The sequence below is a fragment of the Desulfonatronospira thiodismutans ASO3-1 genome (assembly GCF_000174435.1).
Taxonomy (GTDB): Bacteria; Desulfobacterota; Desulfovibrionia; order Desulfovibrionales; family Desulfonatronovibrionaceae; genus Desulfonatronospira; species Desulfonatronospira thiodismutans.
Map to the genome: position 1 here is coordinate 947,619 of NZ_ACJN02000001.1, position 15,591 is coordinate 963,209.

At 51.2% G+C, this 15,591-nt stretch carries 12 protein-coding genes and 1 tRNA gene; 10 read left to right on the forward strand and 3 right to left on the reverse strand.

Annotated elements, in window-relative coordinates; genetic code table 11:
• Positions 1 to 147: 147 nt before the first annotated feature.
• Positions 148 to 672: a hypothetical protein gene (locus tag DTHIO_RS04310; RefSeq protein ID WP_008869130.1), complete on the reverse strand. Its 525-nt coding sequence runs from the start codon at positions 670 to 672 to the stop codon at positions 148 to 150.
• Between the two features lies 1 nt (position 673).
• Positions 674 to 1,708: a tRNA lysidine(34) synthetase TilS gene (gene tilS, locus DTHIO_RS04315; RefSeq protein WP_008869131.1), complete on the reverse strand. Its 1,035-nt coding sequence runs from the start codon at positions 1,706 to 1,708 to the stop codon at positions 674 to 676.
• 143 nt (positions 1,709 to 1,851) lie between these two features.
• On the opposite strand from tilS, the gene DTHIO_RS04320 reads away from it, so the two are divergent.
• The 7 genes from DTHIO_RS04320 to DTHIO_RS04350 all read left to right on the forward strand — a co-directional run bounded on the left by DTHIO_RS04320 (position 1,852) and on the right by DTHIO_RS04350 (position 11,798).
• Positions 1,852 to 2,217, forward strand: coding sequence for a hypothetical protein (locus DTHIO_RS04320; RefSeq protein WP_040417503.1), 366 nt, complete (start codon positions 1,852 to 1,854; stop codon positions 2,215 to 2,217).
• A 143-nt stretch (positions 2,218 to 2,360) separates the two neighbouring features.
• Positions 2,361 to 5,567: a DEAD/DEAH box helicase gene (locus DTHIO_RS04325; RefSeq protein WP_008869132.1), complete on the forward strand. Its 3,207-nt coding sequence runs from the start codon at positions 2,361 to 2,363 to the stop codon at positions 5,565 to 5,567.
• Positions 5,567 to 6,028, forward strand: coding sequence for a tRNA (cytidine(34)-2'-O)-methyltransferase (locus DTHIO_RS04330; RefSeq protein ID WP_008869133.1), 462 nt, complete (start codon positions 5,567 to 5,569; stop codon positions 6,026 to 6,028). Before DTHIO_RS04325 ends, DTHIO_RS04330 begins: the two co-directional genes overlap by 1 nt.
• A gap of 817 nt (positions 6,029 to 6,845) precedes the next feature.
• The gene (locus tag DTHIO_RS19515) at positions 6,846 to 7,412 is read left to right on the forward strand and encodes a nucleotide exchange factor GrpE (RefSeq protein WP_008869134.1); all 567 of its coding nucleotides are present in this window, start codon (positions 6,846 to 6,848) and stop codon (positions 7,410 to 7,412) included.
• A 70-nt stretch (positions 7,413 to 7,482) separates the two neighbouring features.
• Positions 7,483 to 9,210: an Hsp70 family protein gene (locus tag DTHIO_RS04340; RefSeq protein WP_008869135.1), complete on the forward strand. Its 1,728-nt coding sequence runs from the start codon at positions 7,483 to 7,485 to the stop codon at positions 9,208 to 9,210.
• Entirely contained in the window at positions 9,210 to 11,360 is a 2,151-nt protein-coding gene (locus tag DTHIO_RS04345; RefSeq protein ID WP_008869136.1) for a hypothetical protein, read from the forward strand. Before DTHIO_RS04340 ends, DTHIO_RS04345 begins: the two co-directional genes overlap by 1 nt.
• 12 nt (positions 11,361 to 11,372) lie before the next feature.
• Positions 11,373 to 11,798: a J domain-containing protein gene (locus DTHIO_RS04350; protein ID WP_008869137.1), complete on the forward strand. Its 426-nt coding sequence runs from the start codon at positions 11,373 to 11,375 to the stop codon at positions 11,796 to 11,798.
• Between the two features lie 93 nt (positions 11,799 to 11,891).
• Here DTHIO_RS04350 and DTHIO_RS04355 read toward each other — a convergent pair.
• Positions 11,892 to 11,967: transfer RNA gene (locus tag DTHIO_RS04355), tRNA-Val, on the reverse strand.
• Positions 11,968 to 12,296: 329 nt separating this feature from the next.
• Here DTHIO_RS04355 and rfbB point away from each other — a divergent pair.
• The 3 genes from rfbB to hrcA all read left to right on the forward strand — a co-directional run bounded on the left by rfbB (position 12,297) and on the right by hrcA (position 15,564).
• On the forward strand, positions 12,297 to 13,316 hold the full coding sequence (gene rfbB, locus DTHIO_RS04360; RefSeq protein ID WP_008869138.1) for a dTDP-glucose 4,6-dehydratase: 1,020 nt from the start codon (positions 12,297 to 12,299) through the stop codon (positions 13,314 to 13,316).
• Positions 13,313 to 14,173, forward strand: a complete 861-nt coding sequence (gene rfbD / locus DTHIO_RS04365) for a dTDP-4-dehydrorhamnose reductase (protein WP_008869139.1) — start codon at positions 13,313 to 13,315, stop codon at positions 14,171 to 14,173. Before rfbB ends, rfbD begins: the two co-directional genes overlap by 4 nt.
• 329 nt (positions 14,174 to 14,502) lie before the next feature.
• Positions 14,503 to 15,564 carry a heat-inducible transcriptional repressor HrcA gene (gene hrcA / locus DTHIO_RS04370; RefSeq protein WP_008869140.1) on the forward strand — a complete coding sequence of 354 codons (1,062 nt, stop codon included), beginning with the start codon at positions 14,503 to 14,505 and terminating at the stop codon, positions 15,562 to 15,564.
• Positions 15,565 to 15,591: the final 27 nt, after the last annotated feature.

The following is a 15,591-nucleotide window of genomic DNA, read 5'->3' on the forward strand; positions in this document are numbered from 1 at the left end:
CTCAGATATCCCGGACACCTCGGACATATCAGACCCGTCGGACCTGTCGGACCAGTCGGACCTGTCGGACCTGTCAGACCCGTCGGACCTGTCAGATCAGTCAAACCAGTCGGACCAGTCAGACCAGTCAGACCAGTCAGACCACCATCAATCCTGATAAATCCACTCCCTGATCCTCTGGCACTCCTGATTCCATTCTGAAGACATCCTCTTGCCGAGAAACATGGAGTACACCTCATCGGTATAGTATATGGCCCTCTCCAGCAGGTACATTTTCTCCAGGAAAGCACCGTCGGGGTCCTCTCCTTCCTGGAGCTGGGTATCCACTTTCGGCGGCTTTAGCCCGTTGAAGGAAAACATCCCTGCATCCAGCTGCATGCTCCAGGAGTTGCTGTCTTCTTCCAGGGTCACCCTGGCCTGGACCACCTTCTTGCCGGTGCCAAGACCCAGCTTGGCCTCCTGCAGCCTGGACATCATGCCAGTACAGACCGCCTTTTCCAGGCTCTCACCTTCTCCGCCCTCCACCACGATCTTCTGCCCCATCCACAGGGCGAAATCCTCACCCTCTCTGGTCTTGAACACGTGATTCTGCTCTTCGCTTTTAAACCAGAGCCAGGTCAAAAAATCCTTTCCCAGTACAGCGTCCTTTTCCTGTGCCAGTTGTAAATCCATCTTAACTTCCTTTTTTTTCAGTCCCATGGGATATATGTCTGAACTCTATCCCTTCCCTGCTGATTAAAGCCTCCTTGTCCCCGGGAAACTGCACCCTGGCCCCGGTCTTCCGGCTCTGCCACAGCTCATCCAGCTTGAATATATTCTCCACCAGGGCCTGTCCCGGCCCCAGAGAGTCCAGTGTTTTTTTGTACAAGCGCATCCTGGCAGCCTGGTGCATACCGGAAAGCAAATCCCCGGGCACTAAATCTTCTTCTTGAACATCCTGCCGGGCTTCTTCAAGGATATGATCCCAGTAATCTGCATCCACCCGGCCCAGCCTCCAGATATTGGCAATGGATTTCAGAAAACCGGGATTTATTGCTTCAAACTCCGGAACCAGAGACATCCTTACCCTGTTGCGCAGGAAGGTTTTGTCTTTGTTGGTGGCATCAAGCACATAACCCTGGCCCGCAGTCTCCAGAAAATCCATGATGCACTTCCTGGGAATCATTAAAAGGGGCCTTAAAATCCTTCTTTCCGGCACATAAGCCCGCATCCCTGACAGCCCCGGCCAACCTGTACCTCTTTGCAGACGCATGAGAATGTCCTCGGCCAGATCATTTAAGTGGTGCCCCGTAAGGACATAATCAGCTCCGGTCTTCCTGGCCACACCATGCAGGTACCTGTAGCGCAGTCTGCGGGCGGTCTCTTCAATGCCCCCCCTTCCCCTGCCCGCCAGCCTGGATACATTGCTTCGGCCCAGGTGCAATTTCATGCTCAGTTGAGAACAGGTATCCTGCACCAGGGCCAGATCTTCCCCGGCTTCCCTGCGCAGACCATGGTCCAGATAAGCTGCCTCCAGCTTCATGTTCAGGCTGGGAGCCAGATAATGCATAGCCAGGACAAGGGCTGCCGAATCCGGCCCTCCGGAGAAACCGGCCAGGACTTTTTTGCCTTTAAGACTCACACCGGCTTGCCTGTGCACGAAAGAGGAGATGTTCAGACAGAAATGCGCCCACTTTGTGGGCAGGTCCTGAATTTTTGAGTAGCGCATGCAGGATTTTAAAATATTTTTCAGTTTACGTTTGTGACTATTGTCACAAACCTCTTTCAATGATATGGGTCCAGGCATTCAGACGAAAAAAGATGCTGGAACCTTCCGGCTTGCACCCGGAAAAATAATGGGACTCTACCAGAGTGTATCAGCACTATGGAAAACTTCAAAAGCTTTTGCAGCACATTTCAGTAAATATTTTCGTTGTCAGTGATGGCGTAACATACCTTTTTTTAAAAAGAAAAAAAACCCTTAAAGCCCAAAAAAAAGTAACCATTCAGGGGGTTCTCGGTATTGATTGCTGGTACTCACGCCTCTGGCGTGACTTGGGGACTGTTCCCGGGCCGGTTCCGGCGCCACCTGAATGGTTGCAAAAAATATCTATTCAAAGTTTTGATAAACGCCCCGACAATCGTTTCCCTGACGTCGGGATCTGCAGCCCAGATTCCGTCAACCGAAAACCTGACATGATTGATATAAAACAAAAAACCATGCCGGACAAACAGTAGTGATAACCATTTTTCAGAAATGTAAAAAAATTCTTTTTTTGCTTGAAAAAAGGTTGGACTTTGTTTAAATGATGTAAGTTTGTCTTTGCTTTATAATTTCAGAAAGGCAAACACCCAAGAAATTTGAGGAGAAACTAAAGCCCATGCTCAGTCCCGAAGAACAAAAAGCACAGGATATCATTCAAAAATTTATTCACGACAACATACCTGAATATATTCTGGAAAACGCCCAGGAACTCTACTCCGAAAACGGCATCCACAAGATTAATGTCAATCAGAGGGATCAGTACCTTGATCTGGAAGGCAGGATCCAGGGAGAGGATTTTCAGGTATACAACTCCGAAATCGGTCTCAACCTGGACAGTGAAACCATAAACTTTCACTGCAACTGCCCGGAGTCTTTTACCGGAATCTGCAAACATATTGGTGCCACCGCCCTGAAGTTTCTTGCCGGACTAAGAGAAGAAACAGGTGAAGACACACCTGTCACCAGGACTGAATGGCGGCACACCTTTCGCATATACTTTGCCACCGAGCTGGAGCCCGAGCCGGGTCAACATTACCTGGTTTACAGGTTTTTTCCGGAACCCGGACGACTGCAGGTGGAATTCTACCGGGCCAGGCAGAACAAAAACGGGCTTTCATCGGTACTCAATCCCGTTACCCTGGAGCAGATCATCCGCAACCCCAACTGGTGCGAAATATCCCCCCAGCTTCCGGATGTAGTAACCCAGATAGGCTATTCCCTGGACTATTTCGGACACCGGGTGGAAATACCTCCCGGCCTTTTGACCTGGTTTTTCTGGAGCATCAGAAACGAGTATTATCTGTTCTGGGAAGACACAGAGCAGCCGGTACGCGTGGAAACCACATCCATGCGCCTGCAGCTTAGCCCCAGGCTTACAGATGAAGGCCTGGGGTTTGATATCATGCTTGGACGCGAAGGCAAGCTGCCTTTTTCCATCTCAGGAGAAAAAGCATTCTTTTACGGCCAGCTGCCCTTGTGGGTCTGCTGGAAAAACAGCTTCTATCCAGTGCAGACGGGTCTCAACCCCGCCCTGGTGCAGGAACTGGTCTCAGAACAGCCTGTTATTCCCCATAGTGAAATTTCTGAATTTCTGGACAGAGTCTGGACCAGGATTCACACTTCCGACCTATACGGCCATGAAGAGTTTCTGGAGCGCATGTCCCCCATTTTTGTACCAGCCGTGTTCAATCCCAAGCTCTACCTGGACGAGGAGGGCAGCCTGCTTACGCTTCAGATCCAGAATGTATATGAAACAGAGCACGGAGAAATCACCCTTCCCGGTCCCAACCAGGACCTGCAGACCGGGAGTTATCAGTTCGAGGGCAAGTCATTTCTGGTGCGCAGAGAACAGGCCAAAGAAGAAGAACTTCTGTCCAACCTGCAGAACATCGGTTTCCAATCCAGAAACAACAACATGTGGTTTCTGGAGCCTGAAGAGGCCATAACCTTCCTGCTGGATTCCTATCCCAGACTTGTGGAACAGTACCGGGTATACGGGGAAAAGAACCTTACCCGGTACCGGGTGAGGCTGAGCCCCCCCAATGTTGTGGCCAAAGTGGACACCTCCAAAGACGACAAGTGGTTCAACCTGGACATCAAAGTCGAATACGACGATATACGGGTACCCATAGAGAAGATATGGAAGGCCTGGATCCAGGGCAAGCGCTATATCCAGCTCAAGGATGGCTCCTACACCAGTCTGCCCGAATCCTGGATTAAAAAGCTGGAACACAAGCTGCAGACCATGGGGCTTGACCCGCAGAAAGCCCCCAAAAAGAAATTTCAGAATCACGAAGTGCCTGTACTGGAAAACATTCTGGATGACATTGACAATGTTCAGGCCGACTCCTTCTGGAACGAACTGCGGGAAAAAATCCATTCCTTCAAAGAAGTCAGGCAGATTGATCCCCCTCAGGGTCTTAACGCAGAACTGCGCCCTTATCAGCAGCAGGGACTGAGCTACCTGAATTTTCTTTATGAATACCGTTTCGGGGGAATACTGGCCGATGAAATGGGCCTGGGCAAAACCATCCAGACCCTGGCCTTTTTACAGAAACTAAAGGAGCAAGGCAAAAAAGGCCCCTCCATGATAGTGGTCCCCACTTCGGTTCTGACCAACTGGGAACGTGAGGCGCAGAAATTCGTACCCTCCATGCAGCGTCTGCTCATTTATGGATCCAGAAGATCGGGCATGTTCAAAAAAATTAAACAATCCGATCTGATCATTACTACTTACGCCCTGCTGCGCCGTGACCTGGAAGAACTCCAGGAACATGAATACAATGCCATTATCCTGGACGAAGCCCAGAACATCAAAAACCCCAATACAATAACCGCACGCTCTGTGCGCAAGCTCCAGGCGGATTTCAAGCTTTGCCTGTCCGGGACACCCATAGAAAACAACCTGCTGGAACTCTGGTCACTTTTCGAATTTCTCATGCCCGGTTTCCTTGGATCGCAGCACGCCTTTCAGAAAGGCTTTGTAAAGCCCATAAAGGACGGGGACGAAGAAAGCCTTGCTTACCTGCGCAACCGGGTAAAACCCTTTATAATGCGCCGGACCAAGATCGAGGTGGCCCAGGAACTGCCGCCCAAGGTGGAAAACGTATACTACAGCGCCCTGATGGATGATCAGCTTGACCTCTACTCCGCCCTGGCCAAAAAGCTCAAGGAGCAGGTCCTGCAAAGGGTGGACGAAAAGGGAATATCCGCCAGCCAGATGTCCATACTGGACGCCTTGCTCAAGCTGCGCCAGATATGCTGCCACCCCAGGCTTCTGCGGCTGAATATGCCCGGGCTGAACAACAACATTCCTTCAGGGAAGTTTGAAGCCTTCAAAGACCTTACCACCAACATAATCGAGGACGGACACAAGGTCCTGGTATTCTCCCAGTTTGTCCAGATGCTGCATATCATCCGTTCCTGGCTGAATATGAACGAGATCCCCCATGCCTACCTGGACGGTTCCAGTAAGGACCGCCTGGAGCAGGTGGATCTGTTCAACAACAACCCGGACATCCCTGTTTTCCTCATATCCCTCAAGGCGGGGGGTACAGGGCTGAACCTGACAGCTGCCGACTATGTCATCCACTATGATCCCTGGTGGAACCCGGCGGTGGAAAACCAGGCCACAGACAGGACGCACCGTATAGGCCAGACCAAGCAGGTGTTCTCCTACAAGATGATCTGTGAAAACACCGTTGAAGAAAAGATCCTCAAGCTCCAGGAACAGAAAAAGGGAGTTGCCGAAGCCGTCATTCCCGGTCAGAACGCCTGGAAATCCCTGACCCGGGACGACCTGGAAATGCTTTTTGAAGTATAATGCACATCGTACTCTATCAGCCCCGGATACCGCCAAACACCGGGGCTATAGCCAGGTTATGCGCCGCCACCCGGACTCCGCTTCACCTGGTGGGGCCACTGGGATTCAGCCTGGATGACAAGTATCTCAAAAGGGCCGGGCTTGATTACTGGGAACACGTTGAGCTGACCTTGTGGAAAAACTGGGAAGAATACCGGCAGAACTTAGATAAAAGCCACAGGCTGATAATGACCAGTGCCAGGCAGGGTGCAGACTATACCCGGCACTCCTACTCCTTCCAGGACCACCTGATTCTGGGTCCCGAGACCTGGGGTCTACCCGAAAAGATAACCTCCCAGGCTGACCACCTCATAAGAATACCCATCTGGGGAGAAGTAAGAAGCCTTAATCTCTCCAATGCCGCCGGAATAATTCTCTACGAGGGCTACAGGCAACTGGGAATGCCCCCTGCTCATTTCTGATGCAGCCTCAAATGAAGGTAACCATTCAGGGGGTTCCTCGGTGGTGATTACTTGCACAAGGCCCTGGGGACTGTCCCCCGCTAAGTACTAACTGTGCAATCTCACAAAACTTCGCGCATGTACTTTTTGTGTGTGCTGAAAAAGGTGTCGCGGGGACTGTCCCCGGGCCGTTTGAGGCATCCCCTGAATGGTTACAAATGAAGCTGTCCCCTGGACGTAAAAGGGCCTGCCCTGAATCTTTAACGCCTGGTCAGAATTTGACAGACTTAAAGCAGATCTATTATCAAGTGCTGGTTTTATCATTTTTAAAGTAGAAAAACAGTGTAGCTATTCACCACCTGCGGACGAAAAGCCAGGGGCCGGGGGTTCGGCAAACTGGACGTAAACTGTCTGAACGACATAGGAAGCGTTAATCAAAACCGTTAAACACCAAGTTTGATTCAAAGCATAATATAATTGAAGCTTTTCTGGTTGAAAAACTTGAAGAGGTTTTGATTTACGCTTCCTTGGAGCGAGTTTTTACGTCCTGTTTGCCGAATTTCCGGACCACTGGAGATCATATTATTAAAGTGAACAGTTACCAAACATTTTTGATTTGTATCTGTTTAGCGCTTTTAAGGAAAGCAGGGGACAGGCACTCCGGGACCCACTTGAGCATCATTTTGTGCTTAAAACATCTCATTTTTTGGGACAAGTGGGTCCCGGAAGAGCCAGTCCCCATGCCACATGCAAAGCGCTAAACAGATACTTTGATTTCATCATGCATTCCCTGTGTGCAGCTATCAACCAAACCCCGGCCCAAAGCCAAGGAAAACTCATGTCAATCTGGTCAAAGCTTGCAGGACTGTTCAAAACCAGCCCTGACCGGCAGGAGGATACAGAAGAACAGGAAGAACAAAACGATCTGCAGGTCATCCAGGAAATGATCCGCAACCTGCAGAAACGCGAGCGCAGGCAGGCCCAGAATATCGAACGTATGCTCCATGAACTAGGAGCCAGAATGGACAGGCTGCAGGCCCAGATGAATGCCGGGCTTCCCATGCAGGCCATAACCAGCTTTACGGACAGCCTCTCCATTTATTATCTGCGCAACCATGAATCGGACCAGGCCTTGAACCAGGTATGGTCCAGGTACACGGCCCTTTTGCAGGAGATGGGCATTGAGCCCATCCTGGATCTGAAAGAAAAATTCGACGATACAAGGCATCATGCCTGCGACACCCGGCAGCATCCGGATTACCCGGAAAACACCATCCTGGAAGTTGTCCGCCCTGGACTTATGGTGTCAGGCCGGGTAACCCGGCCGGCTGTGGTGGTTATAAACAAGCCGGGCAACGGTGAACCCGGACATCCGGAACCCAGCCTGCATCGCGAGCAGGTATGATCAGTGATCCTTCCAGGATTCTTCCCGGCAGGTAAAAGTAAGCACCCATCAAGCTCTTCAGGAGATATTTATGAAGACAATTTTCGGTATTGACCTCGGCACCACCAACTCCTGCATTTCACGTCTAAGCCAGGGAGTGCCCGAAGTGATTTCCATCAACGGCTCGCCTCTGGTGCCCTCGGTAGTCAGCTTTGATCAAGGTGAAACCATTGTCGGGACCAGGGCCAAAAACCGGGAAGTCCTGTACCCGGAAACCACTGTCAGTTCAGTCAAGCGCATCATGGGCACCAGACAAACGATCCCGGTACAGGACAGTGAATACACCCCGGAAAACATATCCACCTTCATTCTCACGTACCTCAAGGAGCAGGCCCGGGAAATCTGCCAGGAGGAAGTAGAAAACGTGGTCATCACGGTCCCGGCTTATTTTTCCGATGCCCAGCGCCGGGCAACCCAGCAAGCCGGCGAAGCAGCCGGACTTAATGTAGAACGGATTATAAACGAACCTACAGCAGCCTCCCTTTTCTACAACCACGTGGATACCCCCGGCAAACAGGACAGGCCCGAAAGCCGGGTTCTGGTCTATGACCTGGGTGGCGGGACCTTTGATGTCTCTGTACTGCGCATGGGCGAACTGAGCGAGGTCCTGGCAAGCACAGGCAACACCAGTCTGGGGGGAGACGATTTTGACCAGGCCATTGTCAATCTCTGCCTGGAGCAGATCATGTCCACTTACGGCACAGACCTGCGCGGACACCGTCCAGCCCTGGCCCGGCTCAAGGATGCTGCGGAAAAGGCCAAAATAGCCCTGTCTGCACATCCATTCACCTTTATAGAGGAGTCCCTGATCCCCAGCCCATCCAGTGAGGACATCAATCTGTCCCTGGAAATCACCCGGGAAGAATTTGAGTCCATGATCTCACCCTATCTGGAAACAACCAGGCAGGAGATGCAAAAAGCCCTGCAGGAAGCCTCCCTTGCAGCCGGGGATATCGACAGTGTGCTTCTGGTTGGCGGATCCACCCGCATCCCGGCGGTTATCTCCCTGCTGGAGGAGTATTTCGGGCCTTCCTGCCTGCCCCCTGTGGACCCCGACCTGAGCGTGGCCAAGGGTGCCGCCATTCAGGGAGGCATCATAAGCGGCTCTCATATTCACCAGGTACTCATAGACGTCAATCCACACACCCTGAGTACCGAGGTCCTGGAAGATCCCGTGAGCATGAAACTCAAATGCGTCCCCATTATCCCCCGTAATACCCAGATTCCGGTTACCCGCTCCGAGCTTTTCTATACAGTGTTCGACTCCCAGCCCCTGGTCAGGGTAAGCGTCTACCAGGGCGAATCCACCCAGTCCGGGGAAAATACGCATATAGGCTCCATTGATCTGCAGCTTTCCCCTGCACCGTCTGGCACACCCATAAACATTGAATACAGCTACGACTTAAACGGAATCATCCGGGTCCGGGTGGAGCAGAAAGGCTACAGCGTCAAGCGCGAGGTGGATCTGGACAGTTCCAGGCAGGACCAGATGTTTTTAAAGGTGGACCTGGACTCAGATCCGGATATGGATGACCAGCCTGATGAAAGTCCCCGGGGCAGCCAGCAGACCACAAACTATATACTGCACAAGGCCCGCGGTATGCTTGACGAACTGTCCGGGGATGCCTCCAGAAACACCCTCAAGTCCCTGATAAAGGATTATGAAGACGCATTGCAGGGAGACGACGAAGACGCTGTGGACGAGGCCGAAGAAACTCTGGTGGACTACATGGACGAACTGCAGGAAAGAGAAGAGTAATGGCCAGAAAAGGCAAGCGCTCCAAAAAAGGCAAACCAGCCAGGTCCCCTTCAAAAAAGCTTGAAGCAAGGCTTCTGGGCTACTGGAAAAAAGAGGCCTGGGAAGAATTCATCACCCTTTACCAGCGGCACCGGGATACTGCATCCAAAACCAGTGCGGCTTCCTGCTGGAACCCGGCCATTTACAACCTGCTGCTCAAGACCCTTGTTCACCACCAGAAAATCGAAACCCTGGAGAATGTGCATAAAGGTCTGAAGCAGGCACCGGACCTGAACTCTGAAAACACGCAGTGCCTGAATGTGGTGCAGGCCTTGATTGATGTTTATCACGGCCGGGGATATCCGGGCATGGCCGACAGCCTGCCCCGGGATCTGCCTGATCCTTTTGCAGAACTGGCCCAGGGGCTAAGAGAAATCCTCTGCGGGAATATGTCGGCCCTGCACCTGTACGTCCAAGGCGGGCTCACCCGGGCCAGGAAGAATGAAAAGCACCTTTCCCTGGCCGCCCGGGCGGCCAGGGAGTTCAACAATCTTGCCGCTATTAATTTTCAAACACCTTCAGTCAAACCCCTGACCAGGATTAGAAAACATTTCCAGGAGCTTCATGACTACTTTACCACGAATTTCCAGGAAAAATCCGTGGAGCTCAAAAACCTGCGCGTCCTGGCAGAGGCCATGCACCTTTTGTACTCCAGGCCGGGCCACTTCATGGATCCCCATTCAGTCCAGGGCTACCTGCACCGTTCAGGGTTCAGTCAAAGCAGCCATCCGGCGGTAACCGCCATGTACCAGGCCTTTTTGACCCTGGGAGGCAATATCATGGGCCGGAACTGGAAAGATACTGCCTCTTACGGTCTGCAGAGTTATGCTCCTGAAGCACAGTCTGACCTGCCATCCCATGTACAGGGTCAGCTTGCGGCTCTGTCCAGAATCAGAAAAAAAGATACTGATTCACTTTATATCCTCCAGGAACTGCTGGACTTTGATGTGTGGTCCGAAAGGGAAAGAATGATCCTGTTGCAGGCCCGGATGCAACAGATGGTTGAACGGTTTGAGGAGTTTTTTGACTATCTGCATGACCTGGCCATGGAAGATGGAGAAAAACAGGCCAGAAAGGCCCTCAAGGATCATATGCAGCAGTCCTGCTCTGATCTCCAGGAAATTGCTGAGTTGTACCAAAAGCTGGGGCTCAGCAATGAATCCATTATATCCACGCCTTTTAAGTACTGGTTTGATTTTTATCAGGAACTGGCATTCCTGGACAACTACATGCTCTTAGACAGGTTGATAAAGAATTTATGCGACTTGCCTGTCCCTGATTCTGTCTTTCTGGGGCTGATATATAAACGGTCTGAACAGTCTCCTGCCCCTGAAGCACTGGAGTCCTTAAAAAAGATACAGCAGAAAAGAGCGCCCTTGAAAATCAGCCACCAGGAAATAAAAGATTATGTCCTGGTCCTGCCTGGTTGGATGTACACAGAAAAAATACTCCGGGGCTGGAAAGCATGCCTGAGCCGGGAAGATTACCGTTTTGCCATTGAAACTTTGCTGGTTTCCATCCTGGATCACGAATTTCAAAGCCTGTACAGCCCGTCCTACAGAGAGACCGACTGGTTCCTATGGGAAGAGATTCCGCAGCATTTACTGGAAGCCTTTCTCAAGGAACTGGGACCGGAATCGCCAGTGTTCGGCCTGTTGAACTTGAGCGCAAATACATCCGGGAGGACGATGCCCGCAAACGCAAAAGAGGCAGATTTTTTTACCAAGTATATGCCTCCGCCCGATACTCTGCACAAGATTATCCTCTGGATGCTTACCTGGCCGTCTTCTCCATACAAAAATAAATTTATGGCCCAGCTTATAAAACACAACCTGGAACATTTTAACCGCATCGAAGCCTGGGATCATCTGGTCAAGGTGATCGCCTATAAAAAAATGAAAGTCCTGGCCGGCATGGTCCGGGATATCTGGGCGGAAAAAGATCTGTTCACCACCCTGGCCTCGCACCAGGATTTTCAGAATGCAGTGAACACAATGAATGCAAAATTCCCTCAGAAGCAGGCCAAAGGTGGAAAAAAAGGGAAGAAGCAGGCCCTGAAACAAAACAGTATGCTGGATCTGATGCAGGATCAGGAAAAAAAGTCCAGTTAAGGAGAACAGCAAATGCTGGAGCAAGACCACCGGATTTTGAGGGTTGATCGCGACGCAGACCAGGAAAGTATCCGCAAATCATACATAAAGTTGTCCCGCAGATATCATCCGGAGCATTTTCCGGAAAAATTCCGGAGAATTAAATGTGCCTACGAAAGACTGAGCCTGGACCCCTCAACTCTTGCGGACATCACCAGAGAATTAGCCCGCGCCGAAAGCACGGACCAGATTACCAGCCTGATAATCAAGCAGGCCGGAACGGAGGCGACAGAAAAAAAGAAGAAAGAGGAGTTGCTTATGGACCCTATGACCCTGGAACCTGTTTTGAATGTCAGGACAGTAAGGCAGAAAATAAGCGGACTGCTTCAGGATATTGAAAAAAAGGGAATTAAGTATAAAACTGCCGAAGAAACCGGCCGGAATGAAGGGGCAGGATAATAAATACGACATAGGACATGTGCCGCAGTGTTTGCAGCTGATAAAAAAAGGCGCAACAGGGTAAAAATTATGGCGCTGTTTTAAAGTCAGGGGTGGTGGGCGGTCGGAGATTTGAACTCCGGACTTCCACCGTGTGAAGATGGCACTCTCACCGCTGAGTTAACCGCCCATAAAAATTATATAAACCATACCCGGGCAAAGGGCAACAGTTTTTTACATAAACTCACCGGATTATCCTTGAACAGCCGGTATTTTTTCCAATATAAGACGTGACTGCAGAACATCGAAAACCTGGCTGTCCCGCACTTGCTTTTGAAATTTACTCCTGCTCTTGAGAATGACAATAGCCGGCAAAAGTAATTTCGGAACTAATTCCTGACATAATAACTATCTGATTTTTTAATAACTTCCAACTTCTGATCTCTGACTTCTGATCTCTGATTCCTACAAGGCATCCTGGTCAGACTAAAACAAGTTTAAAATACTTCCGGAGGAATAATGAACATTTTAGTTACCGGTGGATGCGGATTCATCGGCACCAATTTTATCTACTTCATGCTCAATGAAAGCCAGCATACTCTCATCAACCTGGACAAGCTCACTTATGCAGGCAACCTGGAAAACCTCAGATCCGTGGAGGAAAGGTATGCCGGAACCCGCTACTTTTTTGAACATGGTGATATCTGTGACGCGGAACTGGTGCCGGACCTGCTGAAAAAATACAGCATCGACGTTATTGTCAATTTTGCAGCGGAATCCCATGTTGATCGATCCATTAATGAGCCGGGAATGTTTATCCAGTCCAACACCCAGGGGACATACAACCTCCTGGAAGCTTCCCGCCAGGCGGGCATCAAAAAATTCATCCAGGTCTCCACCGACGAGGTATACGGCAGCCTCGGCCCCCAGGGCAGCTTCAAGGAAGACTCCCCTCTGGCCCCCAACAGCCCTTATGCAGCCTCCAAGGCCTCGGCAGACCTTCTGTGCCGGGCCTTTTTCAAGACCTATCATTTCCCGGTGACCATAACCCGCTGTTCCAACAATTACGGACCGTTCCAGTTTCCGGAAAAACTTGTACCCCTTACCTTTCTCCGGGCAAGGGATAACGAGAGCATCCCGGTTTACGGACAGGGTGAAAACATAAGGGACTGGATCTATGTCTCGGATCATTGCCGGGGCATCAAGCTCTGCATTGAAAAGGCCGGCCCTGGCTCCATCTACAACTTCGGGGGCAACGCCGAGTACAAAAACCTGGATGTGATCAAAAAAATTCTGGACATCATGGGCAAGTCCCACAAGCTCATCAGGTTTGTCCAGGACAGGCCCGGGCATGATCTGCGCTACGCCATGGATTTCACCCTGGCCAAAAAAGACCTGGGATTCGAGCCCAGCGTAAAGTTCACTGAAGGCTTAGAATTGACCATCAACTGGTACCTGAACAACAATAAATGGGTGGACTCCATCAAATCGGGGGATTATATCCGCTTTATGGACAAATGGTACAAGGAGCGGGAATGAATTCACCCACAGTTCTCATAGCCGGCGGCCGCACAGGCCTTCTGGGGCAGGCCCTTGTGCAGGTAATGCAGGGTGAGGGATTAAAGGCCCTGGCCCCCGGGCGTAAGGAGCTGGACCTGTTTGATGCCCGGCAGGTTGAAGACACCATCCGGAAAAATAATATTGACCTGGTGGCCAATGCAGTTGCCTATACCGGTGTGGACCAGGCTGAAGAAGACCAGGATGAGGCCTATCGCCTCAACAGGGACCTTCCCGGTATCCTGGGGCAGGTGTGCCGGGAAAACAATGTGGGCCTTGTGCACTACAGCACGGACTATGTTTTCGATGGCAAAAAAAACACCCCTTACAGCACCGACGATACCCCCCGCCCCCTTTGTGTTTACGGCAGAAGCAAGCTGGCCGGAGAAGAGCTCTTGATGCAGAGCCCCTGGGACGGGCTGCTTATTCTTCGCTCAGCATGGCTCTTTGGGCCCTTCAAGACCAATTTCGTAAGCAAAATGATCCAGATGGCTGAATCAGGCCGGCCTTTAAGCGTCATCCACGATCAGACCGGCTCACCGACCTGCACCCTGGACCTGGCCAGGTACTCCCTGGAACTGGTGAAAAAACAGACCAGCGGTCTTTTTCACGTGGTCAACAAGGGCCAGGCATCCTGGTGTGAGCTTGCCTCGGAAGCCCTTATGTGCGCAGGTCTGAGCTCCAGGGTGAATCCAGTTTCATCAGGGGAATATCCCCAAAAGGCCAGACGCCCGTCCTATTCCGTGCTGGACACTTCCAAATTCTCCATGGTCACAGGTATCACCCCGCGTCCCTGGGTACACGCCCTGCGCGAATATGTCTTCCAGGTACACGAATAAAGCCCGGCACCAATGAGGCCGTACGGTTTTACAACCACTCTGCAGATCTTTGCGTGCACTTTTTCCGTAACCATTCAGGGGGTTCTCGGTGTTGATTGCTGGTACAAGGCCTGGGGACTGTCCCTCGCTGTGTAGGTCTGTGCAGGATCACAGAATTTTGCGCTTGTAACTTTGGTGATTGTGAGGGCAAGGTGTCGCGGGGACTGTCCCCAGTCACGCCCTCAATGGTTACCTTTTGCCAGGGTCCGGTCCTGCCGTCTTGACAGAAAGGGGTGGCGTTGTTACTTGATTAGCACTCTCAACACAAGAGTGCTAACGAGGTGCACATTATGACCCTGGATCAAAGACAAGCAGATGTCCTGTTCACCATAGTCAGAAACTATATACAAAGCGGCCAGCCCGTGGGCTCCAGGACCGTGGCCAGGCAGTCCAGCCTGAACCTGAGCCCGGCATCCATTAGAAATATCATGGCTGACCTGGCCGAGGAAAAGTATATTGAACAGCCGCACACATCCGCAGGAAGAATACCCTCCACCAAGGGAATCAGATATTACTTAGATTCTAAACTGGACCTGGAACTTTTGCCTGGGGGGCTTGAAGAGACCATCAAGTCTTCCCTTTCAGAGGTGGGGCCTGATCTGACCAATACCCTGAGCCAGGCATCCAAGGTTCTGTCCTCGCTATCCAACCAGATCAGCCTGGTCGTAACTCCCAGCCAGAAAAACATCCGCTGGAAGCATATAGATTTTATCCTGCTGCGCCCCGGCCTGGTCATGTCCATTCTGGTCATGGAAGGAGGCATGATGCAGAACAAGGTGGTAAATGTGGACTCCGACATTTCTGCTGACGACCTGGTCAAGTTCAGCAACTACTTAAACGACCATTACCAGGGAAAGACCCTGCAGCAGGTCCGTACCAGCATAGTCAGCCAGATGGAAAAAGCCCGCAGACAGTTTGACCACCTGTACCAGAACGCCCTGAAACTGGCCCGGGAATCCTTCGATCCCGGAAACAACCGCCAGGTTTACGTTGACGGCACGCATTACCTTTTTCAGGACACCGACTTTACCGACCTGTCCAAGATGCGCGAAGTCTTCAGGCTTCTGGAAGAAAGGTCCAAGCTGCTTAAACTCTTAGACAACACCCTGGAAAGCGACGGACTGAGCATTCTCATGGGGCAGGAGCAGGACTGGGAAGAACTCAGCGACTACGCGGTTATCTCCTCTCCATACAGCCTGCAGGACGACTCCGTGGGTCACGTGAGTATTATCGGCCCCACCCGTATGAATTACTCCAGGATAATCCCGACTGTTGACTTGACCGCCAGAATTCTTAGTCAGATATTTCGCGAACTTTATGAAAACAACAAGGATTCAAGCATTAACACTTGAACTGAAAAAAATCATACTCAGGGAAAA